Origin of the sequence: Mucilaginibacter sp. MD40 (assembly GCF_002288635.1) — a bacterium.
Lineage (GTDB): Bacteria > Bacteroidota > Bacteroidia > Sphingobacteriales > Sphingobacteriaceae > Mucilaginibacter.
The window spans coordinates 2,877,827-2,896,905 of record NZ_NRSW01000001.1 but is presented as its reverse complement, the minus strand read 5'-3'; the positions used below and the strand labels follow the sequence as shown (position 1 = coordinate 2,896,905).

At 40.5% G+C, this 19,079-nt stretch carries 12 protein-coding genes; 5 read left to right on the top strand and 7 right to left on the bottom strand.

Annotation, left to right across the window (positions count from 1 at the left end; all coding sequences use genetic code 11):
• Positions 1-37: 37 nt before the first annotated feature.
• The 4 genes from CKK33_RS13150 to CKK33_RS13135 form a co-directional block, all read right to left on the bottom strand.
• Positions 38-1,183, bottom strand: coding sequence for an efflux RND transporter periplasmic adaptor subunit (locus CKK33_RS13150; protein ID WP_198952468.1), 1,146 nt, complete (start codon positions 1,181-1,183; stop codon positions 38-40).
• An 89-nt stretch (positions 1,184-1,272) separates the two neighbouring features.
• Positions 1,273-1,662, bottom strand: coding sequence for a hypothetical protein (locus CKK33_RS13145; protein ID WP_095704546.1), 390 nt, complete (start codon positions 1,660-1,662; stop codon positions 1,273-1,275).
• A gap of 124 nt (positions 1,663-1,786) precedes the next feature.
• Entirely contained in the window at positions 1,787-6,637 is a 4,851-nt protein-coding gene (locus CKK33_RS13140; protein WP_095704545.1) for a chemotaxis protein CheB, read from the bottom strand.
• The gene (locus CKK33_RS13135; RefSeq protein WP_095704544.1) at positions 6,638-8,167 is read right to left on the bottom strand and encodes a GAF domain-containing protein; all 1,530 of its coding nucleotides are present in this window, start codon (positions 8,165-8,167) and stop codon (positions 6,638-6,640) included.
• A 292-nt stretch (positions 8,168-8,459) separates the two neighbouring features.
• On the opposite strand from CKK33_RS13135, the gene CKK33_RS19535 reads away from it, so the two are divergent.
• Both CKK33_RS19535 and CKK33_RS13130 read left to right on the top strand, forming a co-directional pair.
• Positions 8,460-8,618, top strand: a complete 159-nt coding sequence (locus CKK33_RS19535) for a hypothetical protein (protein ID WP_158223437.1) — start codon at positions 8,460-8,462, stop codon at positions 8,616-8,618.
• A gap of 25 nt (positions 8,619-8,643) precedes the next feature.
• On the top strand, positions 8,644-9,867 hold the full coding sequence (locus CKK33_RS13130) for a glycosyltransferase family 1 protein (protein ID WP_095704543.1): 1,224 nt from the start codon (positions 8,644-8,646) through the stop codon (positions 9,865-9,867).
• On the opposite strand, the gene CKK33_RS13125 is transcribed toward CKK33_RS13130, so the two are convergent.
• Positions 9,839-12,175: a mechanosensitive ion channel family protein gene (locus CKK33_RS13125; RefSeq protein ID WP_095704542.1), complete on the bottom strand. Its 2,337-nt coding sequence runs from the start codon at positions 12,173-12,175 to the stop codon at positions 9,839-9,841. The two genes, CKK33_RS13130 and CKK33_RS13125, sit on opposite strands and share 29 nt — an antisense overlap.
• 150 nt (positions 12,176-12,325) lie before the next feature.
• Here CKK33_RS13125 and nhaA point away from each other — a divergent pair, with 150 nt between their 5' ends.
• The gene (gene nhaA / locus CKK33_RS13120; RefSeq protein WP_095704541.1) at positions 12,326-13,480 is read left to right on the top strand and encodes a Na+/H+ antiporter NhaA; all 1,155 of its coding nucleotides are present in this window, start codon (positions 12,326-12,328) and stop codon (positions 13,478-13,480) included.
• A 10-nt stretch (positions 13,481-13,490) separates the two neighbouring features.
• On the opposite strand, the gene CKK33_RS13115 is transcribed toward nhaA, so the two are convergent.
• The gene (locus CKK33_RS13115; RefSeq protein WP_095704540.1) at positions 13,491-14,516 is read right to left on the bottom strand and encodes a cytochrome d ubiquinol oxidase subunit II; all 1,026 of its coding nucleotides are present in this window, start codon (positions 14,514-14,516) and stop codon (positions 13,491-13,493) included.
• Between the two features lie 6 nt (positions 14,517-14,522).
• Positions 14,523-15,854: a cytochrome ubiquinol oxidase subunit I gene (locus CKK33_RS13110; protein ID WP_095704539.1), complete on the bottom strand. Its 1,332-nt coding sequence runs from the start codon at positions 15,852-15,854 to the stop codon at positions 14,523-14,525.
• Positions 15,855-16,184: 330 nt separating this feature from the next.
• On the opposite strand from CKK33_RS13110, the gene CKK33_RS13105 reads away from it, so the two are divergent.
• On the top strand, positions 16,185-16,445 hold the full coding sequence (locus CKK33_RS13105) for a hypothetical protein (protein ID WP_095704538.1): 261 nt from the start codon (positions 16,185-16,187) through the stop codon (positions 16,443-16,445).
• 44 nt (positions 16,446-16,489) lie between these two features.
• Positions 16,490-19,066, top strand: coding sequence for a DUF5686 and carboxypeptidase-like regulatory domain-containing protein (locus tag CKK33_RS13100; protein WP_095704537.1), 2,577 nt, complete (start codon positions 16,490-16,492; stop codon positions 19,064-19,066).
• Positions 19,067-19,079: the final 13 nt, after the last annotated feature.

Genomic DNA, 19,079 nt, shown 5'->3' with positions numbered 1-19,079 from the left:
TTACTATTGCTAATAATTACATTAAAATAAGAAAGACTTACTCGTCTTGCGCTTTCATGGCAAGCAGGTTTTTGGGCGGCGCAACCGGTTTAATGGTCATACCGTCGCGGGCGTTTTGGGCACCCTCCAACAGTATGCGTTCTCCGGGTTTAAGGCCATCCTTTACCACGTAGTAGCTGGCTAAACGGGTAATTGGCTTAAATGCCTGCATGTGTAATTTATTAGCAGCGTCTACCGTGTAAACGTAGCTTTTGTCCTGTATATCAAATACGGCTTGCTGTGGCAGCAATATCACACTATCCATTTCTGTAGTGATGTATAGCTTGGCCGATGCACCGTGCCTTAGTAATTTGTTTGGGTTGGGGAAACGAGCTCGAAAATCTATCGAGCCTGTGCTTTGTTCAATCTGCCCTTCAACAGTTTCTATCTTACCGGGATGGTTGTATTTACTGCCATCAGATAGTACAAGTTTCACTTGCTCATCATCTTGCTTGGTTGCATTCCGGCGTGCGCGTTCATAACGCAGGTATTCTGTTTCGGGGAAACTGAAATAGGCAAATACTTCGCTTATGTCACTAATATCGGTTAGGAGTGTGCCTTCTTCAACAAGGCTTCCGGCTTTAAGTGGTATACGGTCAATAATGCCATCAAACGGTGCGCGAATGCTGGTATAGGCAATATGATTATTGGCACTTTGAACAGCGCTTTGGGCTTCTTCAATCGTTGCCCTGTCCGCATTCAATTTGGCTTCGGCAACATCTAATTCTGATTTTGAGATCACATTTTTGTTAACCAATATTTTGATGCGTTCCATTTCTACCTCCGTAGCCCGGGCAGCGGCACGGGCATTGCTTAATGCAGCCTTCGCCTTGCTTAGCATGACGCGGAACTCTTCATCATTTATTTTGAACAGGAGTTGGCCTTTTTTAACGGCCATACCTTCGTCTACAAATATCTTTTCTAAAAAGCCTTTAACGCGGGTACGTACCTCTACGTTTTTAATGGCCTGTATGTCGGCTACGTAACCGGTTTGTAAAACGGTATCAGTTTGTTTAAGTGTATAAACCGGAAAGCTGGGTGCTTCTTCTTTCTTTTTGTCGCTGGCGTTACCACCTGCGCATCCGTATATAAGTACTGTTAAAACCGCCAGCATGGTATACACCGGCGCATATGATTTTTTCATTTTTAATAATTGCTGTAATTAAATATTTGATACGGCTTAGCCGCAAAAGCAGGAAAATACTGCAAGAAGCAGTGTTAAATTACAGCAGATCAGAAAGGACTTAAACGAAAGAGATGTTCGTACTGGGCAAGTGAAAAAGTACGGTGTTCAAAAAAGCTATGGCTGCTTATTCGAAGATGTTTTGCAAAATCAGAACAGGTAAAAACCTCGGCTACGGGCAGGTTAGCTATAAAACTTACCTGGTTGTTAACCGTGTACCGGTTACGGGTATTTATTTTATGCTGCTCCTGTTGGTCGTTCTTTTTGCATTTACCGGGGAAATTAACAAGAAACGACAAAAGTGTATCGTCACTAAAGCAAGTGCCGATATCGCAGTGGCTGTTAAAACGGTGGTTCTCAAACGGATTGGTAGGGTGATAGCAAACCAGGGCGTTAATGAGCCATGCGCAAAGTAAATATGTACTCCACTTTTTTAACATGTATCAATCTTCCTTAAACAGAAACGGACAGATATGGTTTCTGTAATTGCGAAGTTACTATATATATGTGTAAAGTATACACATTATCGCAAAAAAAGACGTGCAATCTAATAATGATAATGCCCTATTGGTTTTTACCTTTTATGGGTATAGTAAACCAAAATGTTGAGCCTTGGTCAGCCGTACTGTTTACACCTATTTCACCATGGTGACGCTTGATGATCTCGGCTGATATATACAGGCCAAGGCCGAGGCCTGAAATATGGCTTGATGATTCCTGCACACGGTAAAACCTGTCAAACAAGAAATCTTTTTTATCATCCGGAATACCTATGCCAAAATCTTTAACGCTTACCTTAAAATTATCTTTATCTAAACTACAGGTAACAATCACTTTATTGGCTTTAGGTGAATATTTAATGGCGTTGGTAAGGAAGTTAGTCACTACCTGCTCAAGACGGGGCCTGTCGGCACTCACCATCATTTCACAATCGGCCAAATATTCTATTTTGTGCGTGGTATTTTGCGCATACACCTCCTCAAGGCATTCTTTAACCATGGCAGCAGCGTCAAAAGACGAATAATTGAGCACCATTTTACCTTCCTGTATTTTGGTAACATCCAAAAGATCATCTACCAGGGTGGTTAACTTGCCGGTTTGTTTATTAGCCTTATCAATAAACGAGGCCAGGGTGGTATCTTTCCCGTCGGTCTTATCAACCATACGCTTAAGTATTTGAAGCGAGCCCTTTATGCTGGTGATAGGTGTTTTAAGTTCATGGCTGGCAATGCTCATAAACTCATCCTTCTTTTGCATGAGCTCTTCGGCAGCTTTACGGCCTTTAATTAAATCGGTAACCTCGAATCCGAAGAAAGCAATACCATCAACATTGCCATCTTCTGAATAAACGGGGGTATAAATGAAATCAAACCAGCAGTCCTTTTTTTCACCGGTTTTGTGATCGTACCGATATACGTGGAAGGCATTTTTTACAATGGTTTTCCCTGTTTTTAGTACCTGATTTTCTACCTTGAAAAGCTCTGAGTTTTTCATATCAGGATGCACTTCGAGGCTTTTGCGGCCAAGGTAACTCCTTTGACCATCAAACTTTTCAAAGGCCTTATTTACAAATTCGTAAATTAACTCGGGGCCACGTTTAATGGTAATAAGGGCAGGGGCATTGGTGAATATACTATAGAACTCGTCCTGTTGTTTTTTAACTAACTGTAGCAGTTCTTTACGGCGGCTTTCGGCCTGTTTTTGCTTGGTGATATCAATAATATAACTTACGGAGTTAATGGCGGTATTATCTTGTGTTAACACAGCCGAGCCCATCAGTACCCAAAGCTTATCTCCATTACGTTTTTTGTATTGCTTCTCAAAAGGCGGAACAACACCTTTTTCTTTTAACTCGTTTACCGCCCATTCGCTTATAGCTATGTATTCAGGCAGAGTGATCTCCCGCCAATTGAGCGGATTTTTTTGTACATCTTCCCTTGTGTAACCGAGCATGTTAAGGAAAGCATCATTCGTTTCAATGATACGGCCATCCATGTTGGAGAACACCATACCGATCATGTTACTTTCAAACACCTTACGGAACTTACTTTCACTTTCGTAAAGGCGTTTTTCAGTTTCTACCAGGCGGGTAATATCAATGATAGAACCTACTAAACGGTGTGGTGTATTAAATTCGTCTTCAAGTATACTGCAACGGTCCAGTATGATAGCATAAGTGCCATCGGCCTTAAGGAAGCGGTATTCTGCCGACCATTGCCCCTGGTGGGTGTTAATTGCCTCGTAAACGCCTTGTTCAATACGTTGGCGATCATCGGGATGTATTTTCTCAAACCAAAAGCTGATGTTGTTTACCCTCTCATCCAACGGATAGCCGAACATAGTAGTAAAATTTTCGCTACGCCACATGGTGTTGGTTACCAGGTCCCAGTCCCAAATGGTATCGTTAGTAGCTTTTGATACCAACTTAAACCGTTCTTCACTTTCAGTAAGTTCTTTTGTACGGTCTAATACGCGCTGCTCCAATTCATTATTTAAATTGCGCAAGCCTTCGCGGGCAGTTATCAGTTCGTTGTAATTATTTTTTAGCTTTTGCTCCGATTTTTTGCGTTCTGTAATGTTGGTTAAGCTTACTACAAAACCATCATTCATTTTGGCTATCACAGCCTGGTACCATTCATCATTGTCCGCTTTAAGTTCGGTGCTAACAGGTTTGGCCCCTTCGGCAATTTTGATATACTGGTCAAACTTTATCAGGTTATTCAGATCGGGCAGGTCCTTAATGGATGGCTGAGATTCCATTTGGTCGCTGCTTTTACCAACCATGCCTAATGCAGCGTTGTTATAGGCAATGCATACAAAGTCAATCACTTTATTGTTGGTATTACGCACCTCCCTAAACGCCATGATAGCCGCTGAACTGGCATTGAACACCCCGGAGATAATGTTATTCAATTCTGTAATAACAGATATATCTACAAAAGATATGACCACTCCATCCGCGGTTCTGTCTTTTTTGATGTAAGGCATTATGCGCATCAGGTTGTTTTTACCATTGTTGAGCATAATTTCTTTTTCCATCATTTGCCCGCGTGAAAGCACGGTATGTATATCATTTATGAGATTATCATATTTGATATTACTGGATATATGGTTGATAGGGCGACCAATATCGGCCTCTATCAGATTGATCATTTTTATGGCAGCCGGGTTAAACTTACGTATACGCAGATTGGCATCAATAAATATCTGCCCTATATCCGTACTTCGGAAGTAGTTGGTAAGGTCATCATTCAGCTCTATAAGCTCACGTATCTTAAGCTGGTGCTCTGTATTTAATGTATGAAGTTCCTCGTTAAGGGACTGTAGTTCTTCATTACCGGATTGCAATTCTTCATTAGCTGACAATAACTCTTCATTACTTGACTGCAGCTCCTCATTTGTAGTTTCCATCTCTTCGATGGCCATTTGCAGGTTGGTGCGGGTTTCATTGAGTTCCGCTTCCATTTCCATGAGGTACTCAGATTGTTGCTCATTGCCAACAGGAGTGATTTCTATACCATCTTTAGGCAGGCTTTCTGTCTTTGTTTCAGTAAACATGAGCAGCGTATAACCGTTTGACGACCTCGAATCCGGCGGTTTTACCGTTATCTGTAATAGGATATCGTTATCTCCACGTTTAAAGCGAACACGGTTAAGATGGGTCTTCTTATTTTCTTTCCAGGCCTTGCGTATCGCTGTGTTTAAAACCACAGATATATCTTTGCTGAGCATGTTAAGGATATTCAAATCAAGTTTTTTATCCGGTAGAGTAAGGAACTGATTGAAATTCCCGATAGTTTCTTTTATAGTGTAGCTCTTATCAATAAAAATACCTACCGTCCCAAACTCTTCGAGTATAAGGTCCCTGAACTCGTCTTCCAGTGTTCTGGGAGAATCAGTATTAGCGACGTATAGCTTCCTGTCAGCATATTTAAGCCCGGTGGTAGCTGCTGAATAAGTGTGGTGTAAACCGTAGTTAATGGTGCCGGTTTTTTGATAGATCTTCCATTTGCCACTTATTTCTGTTAATCCATCCTTTAAGCTCGAAGAGTTTTCACTTGAGCCTAAAAAAAGATACCCATCTCGGTTAAGAGAATAATGAAGGGTGGCTAATACCTTTTGCTGTAATAGATTATTCATGTAAATAAGCATATTACGGCAAGTCACCAGGTCATTTTTTATAAATGGTGGCGATTTAATAACGTTATGTTTGGCAAAAACAATTTGTTTGCGTACCGATGGTATAATAGAATAGCTTTTACCTTCTTTTATGAAATATTTTTTAAGCAGGCTGGCCGGTACTTCTTTGTCTATACTTAAAGGATATTTATTACGGGAGGCGATATCAATGCTTGATTCGTCAACATCAGTAGCAAATATTTTAAGTTCCAGTTTTTTGCCTGTACGCTGTAATTCTTCAGTGATAAGAATGGCTATTGAATAAGCCTCTTCCCCTGTACTACAGGCGCAGATCCATACTTTAAGCATTTCGCCATCTGCCTTACGCTCTATAATTTTAGGGATGATATCCTTAGCCAGTATATCAAAAGCGGGTTTATCACGAAAAAATTTAGTAACGTTGATCAGAAAATCCTTGGCCAAAATTTTCACCTCGGCAGGTTTCTCATTCAAGAGTTCAACATAGCGCTTAAAGTCTTTAATATTTAAAGCATTCATGCGCCGGTCAATCCGCCTGAGGATAGTTGGTGTTTTATACAGATTGAAATCCTGTCCGCTGTTGGTATGCACCAGTTTAAAAACCTGGTTCATGAGGGCGTCATCGGGTTGGTTATCCTCTAAAGATGGTTTATGCTGCTGACTAACATAGGTGTAAATTTCTGTATGCATTTTAGCCGGTGGCAATATAAAATCAGCATTACCGGAAGTAATGGCATTATTGGGCATGCCATCAAACTTTGCGGTTGACGGCTCCTGAACAATCACCATGCCGCCGCATTCTTTAACCATCTCAATACCTTTTGTACCATCTGTGCCGGTGCCTGATAAGATAATAGCTATCGCTTTTTCTTTTTTATCCTTGGCGAGCGTAAACAAAAAAGTATCTATAGCAGTATTAGGAGCCTTTTGAGTGCCTTTATCCGCCAGGCGTAATTTATGGCCACGTATGGTCATGAGCTTTTTGTTGGGGATAATGTATACACAATCGCGCTGGAGCGTCATGTCATTTTCCGCCTCAAAAACCTTCATATGGGTGTGCTTGGAAACAAGTTCTACGAGTAGGCTCTTGTAATCTGGTGACAGGTGCTGTATAACAATAAAAGTGAAGCCCGAGTTAGCCGGCATATTGTCGAAAAACTCATGTATAGCTTCCAGCCCACCAGCGGATGCGCCAATGGCAATAATATACCTGTCGGTAACTGTGATATCCGGAAACTGTAATTTGTTTTCTTTCACTTAATTGCCTGCTGTGCTTTTTGTTATAAATTCGTAAATAAAACTTCTCATATTTTCAGCCATCTCAAGTTCATACTTGTTCCATGCTGCTGAAGTATTATGAACGGTTTCTTTCCACAACTTAAACGAGTTTCTTGGATGATAGTTTTTACCATCAGGTTCAAAGTTGATGGCTTTATTAGGATCACCACCCCAGTTAATAGTTTGTTTAACCTCCGGCCTGAAACATAGAATATAATCTCCCTGTTCCTTGTTTACTGGTATGGCTAATACACCACTGGCAGTTTCTGCATAGGACAGGGCTTCGTCATATTCTTCAGGAAGATGATCTGTAGCATATACCCTGTCAATATCTTTGCCTTGTAACCAGAGTTGCATGTTTTCTAAAAAACCTTTGTCGGGTACAATACCTATGGTGTTTACTCTGCCATTAATCATGGCCGCGATACCATCTGCGTTTAGTAAATGCATCAGGTTTAGATCTGTATTTTCTAATATACCGCTTATAAGATCATCTTCTGCATAAACCTGCGCAATAAGCGCGGTTTGTTTCTTTTGCAGTTCCGCCTCTGTTTCAAACGTTTCCTTATAAAGTATTGTTGTGATACGGTTTGATATGACAGATGATATGAGCTCGCATACACTGCAAAGTTCAAAACTAAGGTATAGCGGTGTTAGGTGATGGCAGGCGATCAGACCCCACAATTGGCCGTTATGAATAACCCTCAAGGACATGCTTGCCTGCACATTCATGTTCTTTAAATATTCAATGTGAACGGCCGCCACACCGCGGAGGTTACAGTCGCTAAGATCAATAAACGTATTGGTTTTAGGATTGATAACCGGATACAGGCGTACCGGTTTAAACTCGCGATTGGGTATAAGCCGGTAAGTGTTTTTTAAATAAAGTTCACGCGCTTGTTTAGGAACATCAGATGCAGGGAAGGTATGGCCCAGATAATTTTCGAGACCCTGGCTCTGTACTTTATCTTCGGCTATTACAGTACCGTTCCAGTCTTTATCAAAACGATACATCATGATACCATTAAAGCAGGTTAGTTTGCGTAACTCTTGCACAGCTACATTGCTGATGTCCGCAATGGTTTCGGCCTCTTCAATAGCCGCAATGGCGTATTTTACCTCATCAAATACGCTGCTGAAACTCCGTTCATTTACAACCGATGGTTTTTCAATTTCAACTATCAGGTATTGTTCCTTTAAATGAATTAAAGCTTGTACTGTATTGCCCGCCAAAACAAGGGTGGCTGGTACCTTATTCTTTATTTTATTATTGAAACGCTGTTGAATATTTTTGACAACCGTATCATCATTAACAAACTCAGCCAGGGGTTTACCCACAACTTCCGTTACCGGTTTATTAAGCAGATCAGCAATATTTTCGCTTACCTGTAAAATCTCGAGAGACTCTTTGTCTAATACCATCAGGTATCCATAAGCCTGGATAACATTAATATTATGAAGAGGCAAGCTTCCGCAAAATTCAGAATCGTAATTCTTTTTTTTGTTCATTAGTAGATGTAAAACAAGTGTGTATCAACTATTAGCTTATAGTTTGGGTAACGGCAAAGTGTAAAATTTTTAAACGGAATAAAAATTAAAGAACAAATTAAAAGCTTAAGCAGATGTTTTGCTAAGGTATAGGTAAATAACGCATAAAACAACCGTTTATCGTACAACTTTAAAGAGTGATTTAACTCTTAACATAAAAATTACTTTTAATCTAAATATTATTTATCTGATAATGTGCTATTAACATTTCCCTTAAACTAACTGGGTAGGTTTGTGTTATAATATAAAACCAATGGAAATGGGCTATTCATCACTTGATCTGTTTATGCTACTGATAGCTGCAGTTGTTATCTGGGCAGCCTCACGTACGCCAATAAAAAAGAATGATGCTGAAGCGCGTGTTCAAGAGCCCGGCCTTAATTCCGGTCAGCAGCATTTTCATTCTTTGTAACCATCTGTACTGAAAGGGCTGTTTTTTGGATAAGATTAAGGTAGCATTTTTTGCCGATATATTGGCAGAAAAATTTGATGGCGCTGTGCGTACCATGTACCAGCTCATTAACCGGATAGATACAACCCGTTTCGAATATCTTTTTATTTATGGCGCCGGTCCCGAAAGCATTTTAAGTTTTGATAGTTTTAGGGTGCCTCATATTAACCTACCGGTAAACGCCGGGTACTCACTGGCTTTACCGAACCGTGTAAAGTCTTCTTTAAATAAAAAATTAAAAGATTTTGCACCACAAGTAGTACATATTGCAACGCCATCTTACCTGGGTAATTTCGCTCTTTCGTATGCTGAACAACACCAGTTGCCTGTACTTACTATTTATCATACTCATTTTATTTCCTATGTTGATTATTATTTCAAATACCTGCCTTTTTTAATAAAGCCGGTTAAGAACCGTATTGCCCGTGGGCACAAACGTTTTTATAACAGGTGTAATAAAGTATATGTACCCGCAACCAGCATTAAACATGAATTACTGGAAATGGGAATAGCTCCTGAAAAAATGCAGTTGTGGAAAAGGGGGATAGACACGCATTTATTTAATCCGGTTAATCGCGATAAAAGAGTAATAGAGCGCCTTACCGGTAACCAGAACCCAACTATTATGTTTGCCAGTCGCCTGGTATGGGAAAAAAACCTGGAAACTTTGTTTGCCGTTTACAACAGTTTTATGGAAAGAGACCGGAAAGTGAATTTTTTGATAGTAGGCGACGGCAGCGCGAGGCAGGTTTGTGAACGCCGCATGAAAAACGCTTATTTTACCGGAAAGGTTGACCACCACTATCTTGCGCTGTTATATGCTTCGGCAGATGTTTTTTTGTTCCCATCAGTTTCTGAAACCTATGGGAATGTGGTAGCTGAAGCAATGGCATCAGGTTTACCATGCGTGATAGCTGATGGTGGAGGATCAAAAGACTTTGTTGAACACGGTGTTAATGGTTTCAGGTGCAGCCCCTACCTTGCGGATGATTATGTACAAAAGCTGGAAACATTACTTGATAACAAACCATTGGCTCATCAATTCGCTACAGCATGTATACGGCATATGGCAGAGCTAAGCTGGGATGGCCTTGCGCAAACTTATTTCAACGATATTAGCAGCCTGGCAACCGGACCTGCACCTTTAACAGAAAAAAGCATAAAACCACGTTTACATTTTATTACATCACTTTTATCTGCATGCTGGTAAAACGTTTTATAAGGTTGGCAAATAACATGCTTTTAAATGCCGGCTCTATGTAAACACTGGTAAGCCATATCAATAGTTTAATTTCAACAGCGTCAGCGGTAATGGTGTTAATGAGTATTTCAGGAGCAAGGTTTTTAACCGTATGATCGCTTTGGGTTATTTCCTCTTCAATAGCTTTGCTAAGCGCATTCAAATCAGTAGCTATATTTACCTTAAATAGCAGTTCGGATTTTACGAAAGATGCTCCCTGGGTCCAATTCACCAGCCTGTTTGATAAAAGGTCACCATTTGGGATAATCACCTGAGAGCCATATTGTGTAAGCATTTTACTGGACCGTATGCCTATATCCTGTATTTTACCTTTTTTATCGGCCAGTTCAATAAAGTCGCCTATTTCAAAAGGCTTTTCGAATATGAGAATAATGCCTGAAACAAAATTGTTCACAATGTTCTGCATGCCCAGGCCTATGCCCACACTAAGCGCGCCAAGTACAACGGTGAGTTTGTCAACTGGTATGCCCGATGCTGTTACTGCCAGTAATAAACCTAAGATGACTATAATCAGCCGTATGAGCGTTAATTTAGAACTTTTATGTTCCACCTCGGTACTACTGATAGAAATGGATTTTTCACCAAACAGCACGCCTATATTTTTTTGAAGTATATTGGATATATAAACAATAATGGCAAAAAACAGGATGTTGCTAAGCGTGAACTTTAGTGTACCAAAACTACGTTCCTTAATAAGTATCTGGTGGAAAAAACTAAAAACGCCCCCAGCCACATTAAGGTTGATGAAAAATACCAGTAGCCATAGCACCACGGCTATGATAGACAGCATACGCTGAAATGACTGGCGGGTTTTAGATACATCTAACCTCGAAAATAAACCACCTCTGCATGAGCTTACCTTTATTTGTAATTCAAGCGCATCAGTAAGTATCTGGATGAATATAGCCAGTCCTATTACTTGCGAAAGCCCAATAATGGCGGTAACAGAATTGATCTTGGCAAGGCTAATGCGGCCCAATATATTTAACACTACGGATAAGATGTTAAGAATTAGGAATATAATAAGCACAGGTTTTATAAATCCCTTTTTAAAATTAATTTCTTTGAGCTTGCTGTAAAACTTATAACCAATATAAAGCGAAGCAACATTTACAGCTATCAGTAGCAAACGCATTAAAATAGCATCATGTATGGTTGCTGTAACAGCCATTACCAGTATATACAGCCCAACAATATACAGCCATTGGCGCAGTTGCTTTATCGGCAGCTTTTTCCAAAAATCTATGGTAAGTAATGCCAGCAGTGCGAATGATATGATCTCTATATAAAGCGAAGGTGAGTCGGGTTCGAAAAGAGGCGTAAATACCAATATAACAATAAGGGATGGTATGATAGGTATGCTGCTAAGGAATTTGAAATTTAGCGGTCCTATCTTATCCCTGATATCGGCTTGCTGTGCTTTGCGATAATTAAGAAACACCCATAGAAAGAATATACCGCCAAGCAAAATAAGCAGGATTCGATTATCCCATGTAGAATTGATGAAATAACTTAGTATTTTATTCTGGCCTCTTATGGATGATGATAATAGCTCGCCTATATCGTCGCCTTTGCGCTCAACCGGTGCCGACCAAATGTACGGCGACTCTTTTCTCAAGGCGCTTTTGCCTGATATTTGCATTCGCTCGGCAATATTAGCCTCTAGATCGGTTATTAATAAGGTTGTTTCAGAAACATCGGCAAGCAGCCGGCTTACTGTGTCCAGGTTAGCCGTTGTGAGTTTACCTGCGTTTTGCAGCCTTAGTTTAATATTTACCAGTTGAGCACGGTATAGATTTTTGGCCGATGTATCATTCGCGGTAACCGTTAGTACCGAGTCTCTGCTCAACTCAAGTACTTCTTTTGACATGCGCTGCAGATCGCTGCTTGCCTTTGAAAGTTTGTTTTGCACATTTAGCAGATCTTCCTGGGAGGTACGGAGGATAAGGTCGTAACTGGTAAGCGTTTTGGGTTCTATTACTCGTGCAGAAACTTTCAGGTCGGCTTTTATGGGTGCTATGTTTTGCCTTACATCTGTTAACGTCTGCCTTGTTTGTTCAGTAGCATATCCTTTTTTATTAGACGCGTTAATTTCAGTTATGGCAGCCTGGGCGCGCTGTAATCTAAAAAGTAAAGTATCAGGTATAGTTTCGGCCGAGTCTGTTTGTATTTGTGGCGTTTGCGCGTGCAGGACATTGGCTATTAAGACTAAAAGTAAAATTATTGCCGATTTTGCAAATACGCCTGTAAACTTCATTTTTTCAACTTTAGTTTGATAAACACAATATGTATGAACGTACACCATTTTGGTGTAACATTATCGCTTATAACACCTTGATAAGGGTTTTTTGTTTTCAATAAACGTTATTTAAAGGGAATGGTATATTTGCCACACTCTGCATTAACTATGAAGTTTCCGGCCTTACTTAAATCTGATGTTACAGGAGGGATAGTATTATTGCTTTGTGTAATTGTATCATTAATCATAGCTAATTCGCCGTTGAGAAACGGATTTAGTCATTTATTGTCTGCACAGATAGATGCAGGTATAATAAGTTTATCGGTACTTAACTGGATAAACGATGGCCTGATGGCTGTATTTTTTTTTCTGGTAGGGCTGGAGATCAAGCAAGAAATACTCGATGGGCATCTATCCGGTGCAAAAAGGGCGGCTTTGCCGGTAATAGCGGCGTTAGGCGGTGCTTTGTTACCTGCCCTGATTTATTGGCTTGTTAATTCCGGAACTACGGCCGGGAAGGGGTGGGGTATCCCTATGGCTACCGACATCGCTTTTTCATTAGGTGTGTTGTCTTTATTGGGAAGCGTTGTCCCTCGTGGTCTACGGGCCTTTTTATCAGCGCTTGCCGTAGTTGATGACCTGCTGGCTATATTAGTTATTGCTATCTTTTATGCTACGGGTATGCATTGGTTAAATATGGGCATAGCGGCTATGTTGTTTTTGTTGCTGTTGCTCATGAACAAAATGGGTGTTAAGCAACCGGTGTTTTTTATTATACCTGGGATATTAATGTGGTATTTTGTTCATCATTCTGGAGTGCATGCAACCATAGCAGGCGTGCTTACCGCTTTAACAATCCCGGCTAAGTCAAAAAAAGGTTCACCTTTAAAGAAACTGGAACATCACTTGAGCCGGCCGGTTAATTACGTTATTATGCCGCTATTCGCTTTGGCCAATACCAATATTACTTTTACTACGGGTATGGTTTCCGGCTTGGGTAGCGGATTAAGTTTGGGCATTATAGCGGGGCTTTGTTTAGGCAAACCGCTTGGGGTAACGCTATCCAGCTTATTAGCGGTTAAAACAGGTATAGGTACTTTGCCGCATGATGTTAATCGTAAATTGATGGCTGGTGCCGGCGTTTTAGCGGGAATAGGCTTCACCATGTCTATATTTATTACGCTATTATCATTCGGAAATACCATGCAGGCAGAAAGCGCTAAACTGGCCATTGTGCTGGCTTCCTTGATAGCCGGTATTGGTGGCTATCTGTATCTTCGTAAGCAATTGGTGATTCCGTTACCTGATAAGACCCGATCTTAATTATATTGGATCAGTGTTGTAACGCATCGGCAGTGCCATCTTTCTTTCTGAAACTCCATATGAGGTAAAATAGCGCCGGTAGTATAAACACACTTCCTACCAATAAAGCCATACCTAACGCATATATAGTTTTATCTGCACCTCTGTGATCTATCAGGGAAAGATACCCTCCGTTCTTGAGTATAACAATACGCGGGTAGTGCCGGTAAGTGGTGGTGAATAATATCATGGTCATTTGAAAACCAGCTAATACCCGTATGATATATCTTTTACCCCGACTAATGAGATACCACAATAAAATAAGCGAAATAGTAGCAAGGCTTACCGCTGCAATACCAATAAAATTACCAAAAACCCACTGTACCAATGGGATGTTTTCCTTTGTTGAGGCGATAAACACTACAGCTCCTGATAAAACAGCAGCTACATTCATAATACGTGCTTTGCGTATAAAACTACGGCGTTCTGTATCATCATGAGTTTCGCCAATCAGGTAGATTGCCGCGAGGAACCCACATAGCGAAGCTGTGAAAAAGCCTATAGCTACCGAAAACCAGTTGAACCAGCTGTATAGATAGGCATCAGCAAAATTATTGGCCTGCAGATCTATGCGGCCTGATACCGCGCTGCCCGCAATAATACCCAGGAAAAGCGGTGTAATAAAGCTGGAGTAAACAAATATCTTGTTATACAATTTTTGCATGTTATCATGCACCGCGTCGTAATTACGAAAGGTAAGCGCAGTACCACGAGCGATAATGCCCAAAAGCATCACTGTGAGCGGTATGTGCAGATAGGTTGACATGGTGGCGTAAATAGTAGGAAAGCCAACAAACAGGATAACTATAGCAATAATAAGCCACATGTGGTTGGCCTCCCAAATTGGCCCGATGGCATTGTACATGATGCGCCGCGTACGTGATTTGTTTTGGGTAGATGTAAAGAGCTCAATAATACCCGCACCAAAATCGGCACCGCCCATTACCAGGTAAAGCAGCAGCGATACCCATAAAAAAATGATAACTACATATAGCATAATATCTTAATTGGTGTGCAGCTTTTTAGGTTTTACATCATATATAACAGGTACCATTTTTATTTGCCTGTAGAGTAAAAATATCACCACTATACTCAGCGTAAAATATACCACGGTAAATAAGTAAAATGAATAGTGTATTCCAGGCATAGGAGTAACCGCGTCTGCGGTTCGCATAACCCCTTGTATGATCCATGGCTGGCGCCCAACTTCAGTAACCGTCCACCCGGCTTCAACAGCAATAAATCCTATTGGTGTGGCCGCAATAAAAAGCTTGAGAAACCACCCTTTATTAAACCAGTTTCTTTTTTTCCATATGGCTAACAGATAGATTACTCCGAGCGCCATCATCGCCATTCCCAACCCAACCATTATCTGGAAGGCGAAGTGCGTCACCGTTACCGGTGGATGGTCTTGTTGTGGTATCTGGTCGAGGCCTTTAACCGGGGTTTTAAAATTATCATACACTAAAAAGCTGAGCATGCCGGGCAGTTCAATGGCATAATTCACTTTCCTGTTCTTTTCATCAGGTATACCGCCTAAAATAAGTGGCGAATAGGGCTCTGTTTTAAAATGGGCTTCCATAGCCGCGAGTTTGGCGGGTTGCCGTTTGGCTACCATTTTAGCCGAAATATCACCACTTATGGGTTGCAGCAGTGCGGCAATTACACCAAATATTGCTGCAATTTTAAAAGAGCGCATATGGAAATCAACATTACGTCTGCGCCAGACCATTAGGGCATGCACACCGGCTACAGCAAAGCCAGTTGCAGCAAATGCCGCTATACACATATGCAGCGCTTGTGAAAACCAGGCCGGATTAAACATGGCCTTTATTGGGTCAATATTAATATAGCTCCCGTTCACTAATTCAAATCCGGTAGGGCTGTTCATCCAACTGTTAGCCGCCACCACCAATATACCGGAAGTTAAGCCGCTGATGCCCACCACAAGACCGGTTACCCAGTGAAACCACCGGTTAAACCTTTTCCAGCCGTATAAATAAAACCCCAGCGCTATGGCTTCAATAAAAAAAGCGGTCCCCTCAAGCGAAAAGGGCATCCCGAATATGGGGCCGGCATGTTTCATAAATGTAGGCCACAGTAGACCCAGTTCAAATGACAATACCGTACCCGATACAGCACCGGTTGCGAAAAATATGGCTACCCCCTTACTCCAGGCCCTGGTAATGTTTTGGTAAACCTGTTCTCCTTTTCGCAGCCACAAAAAATGCGATACCGCCATAAAGAAAGGCATAACCATGCCTATGCATGAAAAAATAATGTGGAAGCCCAGCGACAGTGCCATCTGCGACCTCGCAGCCATAAAATTATCCATACCACAAGTTTAAGTACTATTATGGGTTTTATACTATAATATGCAGGTTTTTAGCAATTTAGAATGAATAGTAATTAAATAAAATTAATGTGTTGTATTGTAATTGTTGCAATTAATCACTAACAGAATGTTCTACTTTGCTTTAAAAATGAAGGGATTTTGAGAATATCTAAGTGTATAATTAACACATTCATAAAATTTTATTGTCATGAGAATATCCAGCCGGCTGACTTTTGTCAGATAAAAGTTAAAAACTGTTAATTTTAGTAAATCAGGTTGACGAATATAGTCAACCTGGTTTACATTTGTGCCAGATTTAAAGGGCATATCATGAAAGCGTTTACCTTACCATATTCTAATTCAGTTCCATTCTATAAAGAGCGGTTTACCATAACTAATTCCAAGCCTGCGCAGAACTTAAATAATAAGCGTATCAACATAGGTAATTATGTAATTGGTGTAATAGGGGAAGGCTTAAAACAAAACTTTTTGGGTGCCGACATCAATATGGAATTTTTAACGCTGACGGTCCGTAGCTACGCGATAGCTTCTGCTAAAACGATACGCAATCTCGTACACAAAGTAAAGTAATATACTTATCTGCCTTTATCTTATCTCATTCACTATAACACAAAATGAAATTATCCTATTCATATTTTAAAAAAGCTTTTTACATAGTATCACTTGTACTTTTATCCTTTACAACTTTTGCGCAAACTAAAGTTACGGGTATTGTAACCGATGCCAAAACCAAACAGCCCATGTCGTATGTTACAGTAACCTTTGCAGGTACTACAATAGGGGCAGGTACCAATACAGATGGGCGTTATACTATTACGACAACACAGGATGTAAAACAGATCCAGGTATCTTTTGTGGGTTTCCGCACAGCTGTTCGCACTATTACACCGGGGCAGGAGCAAACTGTTAATGTGGCTCTTAGTGAGGACAATCACAAGTTAAATGAGGTGATAGTAAGATCTGGCAAAAAAAAGAAGTATAGTAACAAAAACAATCCCGCCGTTGAACTTATACGCAAAGTAATTGCCCATAAGCAACAAAACCAGGTTGAGAATTACAATTACGCCGAGTATAAGCAATACGAGCGTATGAATGTATCGTTAAGCAACCTTACAGAAAAGTTTAAAAACAAAAAGATATTTAAAAACTATCAGTTCCTGTTCCGTGAGCAGGCCGATTCAACGGCGATGGGAGGAAAGATAATGCTGCCTATTTACCAGGAAGAAAAGCTCTCTGACAACTACTATCGCAAGGATCCTTATGCAAAAAAGCAAATTATTACAGCAAGTAAACAGGTAAAATATGATGAGAACTTCGTAGACAATAATGGTCTTAAATCATACTTCGACCGTATGTACCAGGACATTAATATCTACGATAATAATGTATCGTTGCTAAGCAACCAGTTATTAAGCCCTATTGCTGATAACTCTCCGTCGTTCTACAAGTTTTTTATTACTGACACCCTTAAGGACGTACAGCCTAATTTGATAGAGTTGAGTTTTACGCCTCGTAACACCAACAACATGCTGTTTGAAGGCCGTATCTATATTACGATGGACGGTAATTACGCGGTACAAAACGCTTTTCTTACGGTAAATAAAAATATCAACCTCAATTTTGTTCGCCAGCTGCAAGCCAATTTGTCTTTTGAAAAAAATACTGATGGACGATATCATTTAAGCCAAAGCGACCTGAAAATTGAGTTTGGTATCAATAAAGAAAAAGGTGGCGGTATGTATGGCGAAAGATTGGTAAGCATCAATAATTTCGTGGTTAACAACCCTCGTCCTAAACAAACTTACGAAGGCCCGTCACAGGTAATAGCACTTAATTCTGAAGATAAAGATGACGCTTACTGGAAATCGGCTAGGCCAGATACACTTGACGCTGCTTCGGCCAGTATTTATAAGAATATAGATAGCCTGCAAACCATACCATCTTTCAAAAAAACAATGGACATTGCTACGCTGCTGCTTGCAGGTTATAAAAACTTCGGCAAATTTGAGATGGGGCCGGCAAATACTTTCTACAGTTTTAACCCGGTTGAAGGTTTCAGGCTGCGCGTGGGTGGCCGCACTACGCCCGAGTTGAGCAAACGCTATTATTTTGAAACCTATGGCGCTTATGGTTTCCGTGACGAAAGGTTCAAGTATTTTTTAAGCAGTACTTATTCGCTTAATAACAAATCCATTTATTCATTCCCGCAGAATTATATACGTGCAAGTTTTCAGCACGATACCAAAATACCGGGGCAGGAATTACAGTTTGTCCAGGAGAGTAACTTCCTGTTATCGTTTAAGCGGGGTGTGAATGATATCTGGTTGTATAATGATATTTTCAGGTTAGATTATGTGCATGAGTTTAGTAATCACTTTTCTTATGCTTTAGGCTTTAAAAAATGGAATCAGAACCCGGCCGGCGCATTAGTTTATCAAAACCTGCTGCCGGATGGCACTCTGAACAATGTTAATGAGATCAGAACTACAGAACTTTCGGCACAATTACGCTGGGCACCGCACGAGCGCTTCTACCAAGGCAAGCTCTATCGTACCCCTATACCGGATAAGTACCCTATATTCACGCTTAATTACACACAGGGTATAGCCGGTTTCTTTGGCGGTGAGTATAACTACCAAAATGTTATAGGTAATATTAGCAAACGTTTTTATTTTTCTACCTATGGTTATACAGATGTAACAACTGAGGGCGGATACCTTTTTGGAAAAGTACCTTTCCCGCTGTTGGATATCCATCATGCTAACCAAACCTACGCATTTCAGTTACAATCATACAACTTAATGAACTTCCAGGAATTTGTGAGTGACCATTATGCCAGCATATTTGTAGATCATAATTTTAACGGGTACTTCTTCAATAAAGTACCGTTGTTAAAAAGGCTCAAATTAAGAGAGATTATAGATGTGAAAGCATTATGGGGCGGTATCCGTTCTGAAAACAACCCTAATAATGATCCTTCATTGTTGCGTTTCCCGCGTAATCTTGGTGAAGCAGGTGAAGGAGGTGTTGGTACTTATACATTAGGAAGCACACCTTACGTAGAAGGAAGTATTGGTGTGGGCAACATATTTAAGCTTTTACGTGTCGATCTGGTGAAGCGTTTTACTTATCTTGACCATCCCGGAGCGCCTGAGTGGGGGATAAGGTTTTTTGTTAAGTTTGACTTTTAACCATGCTATTATA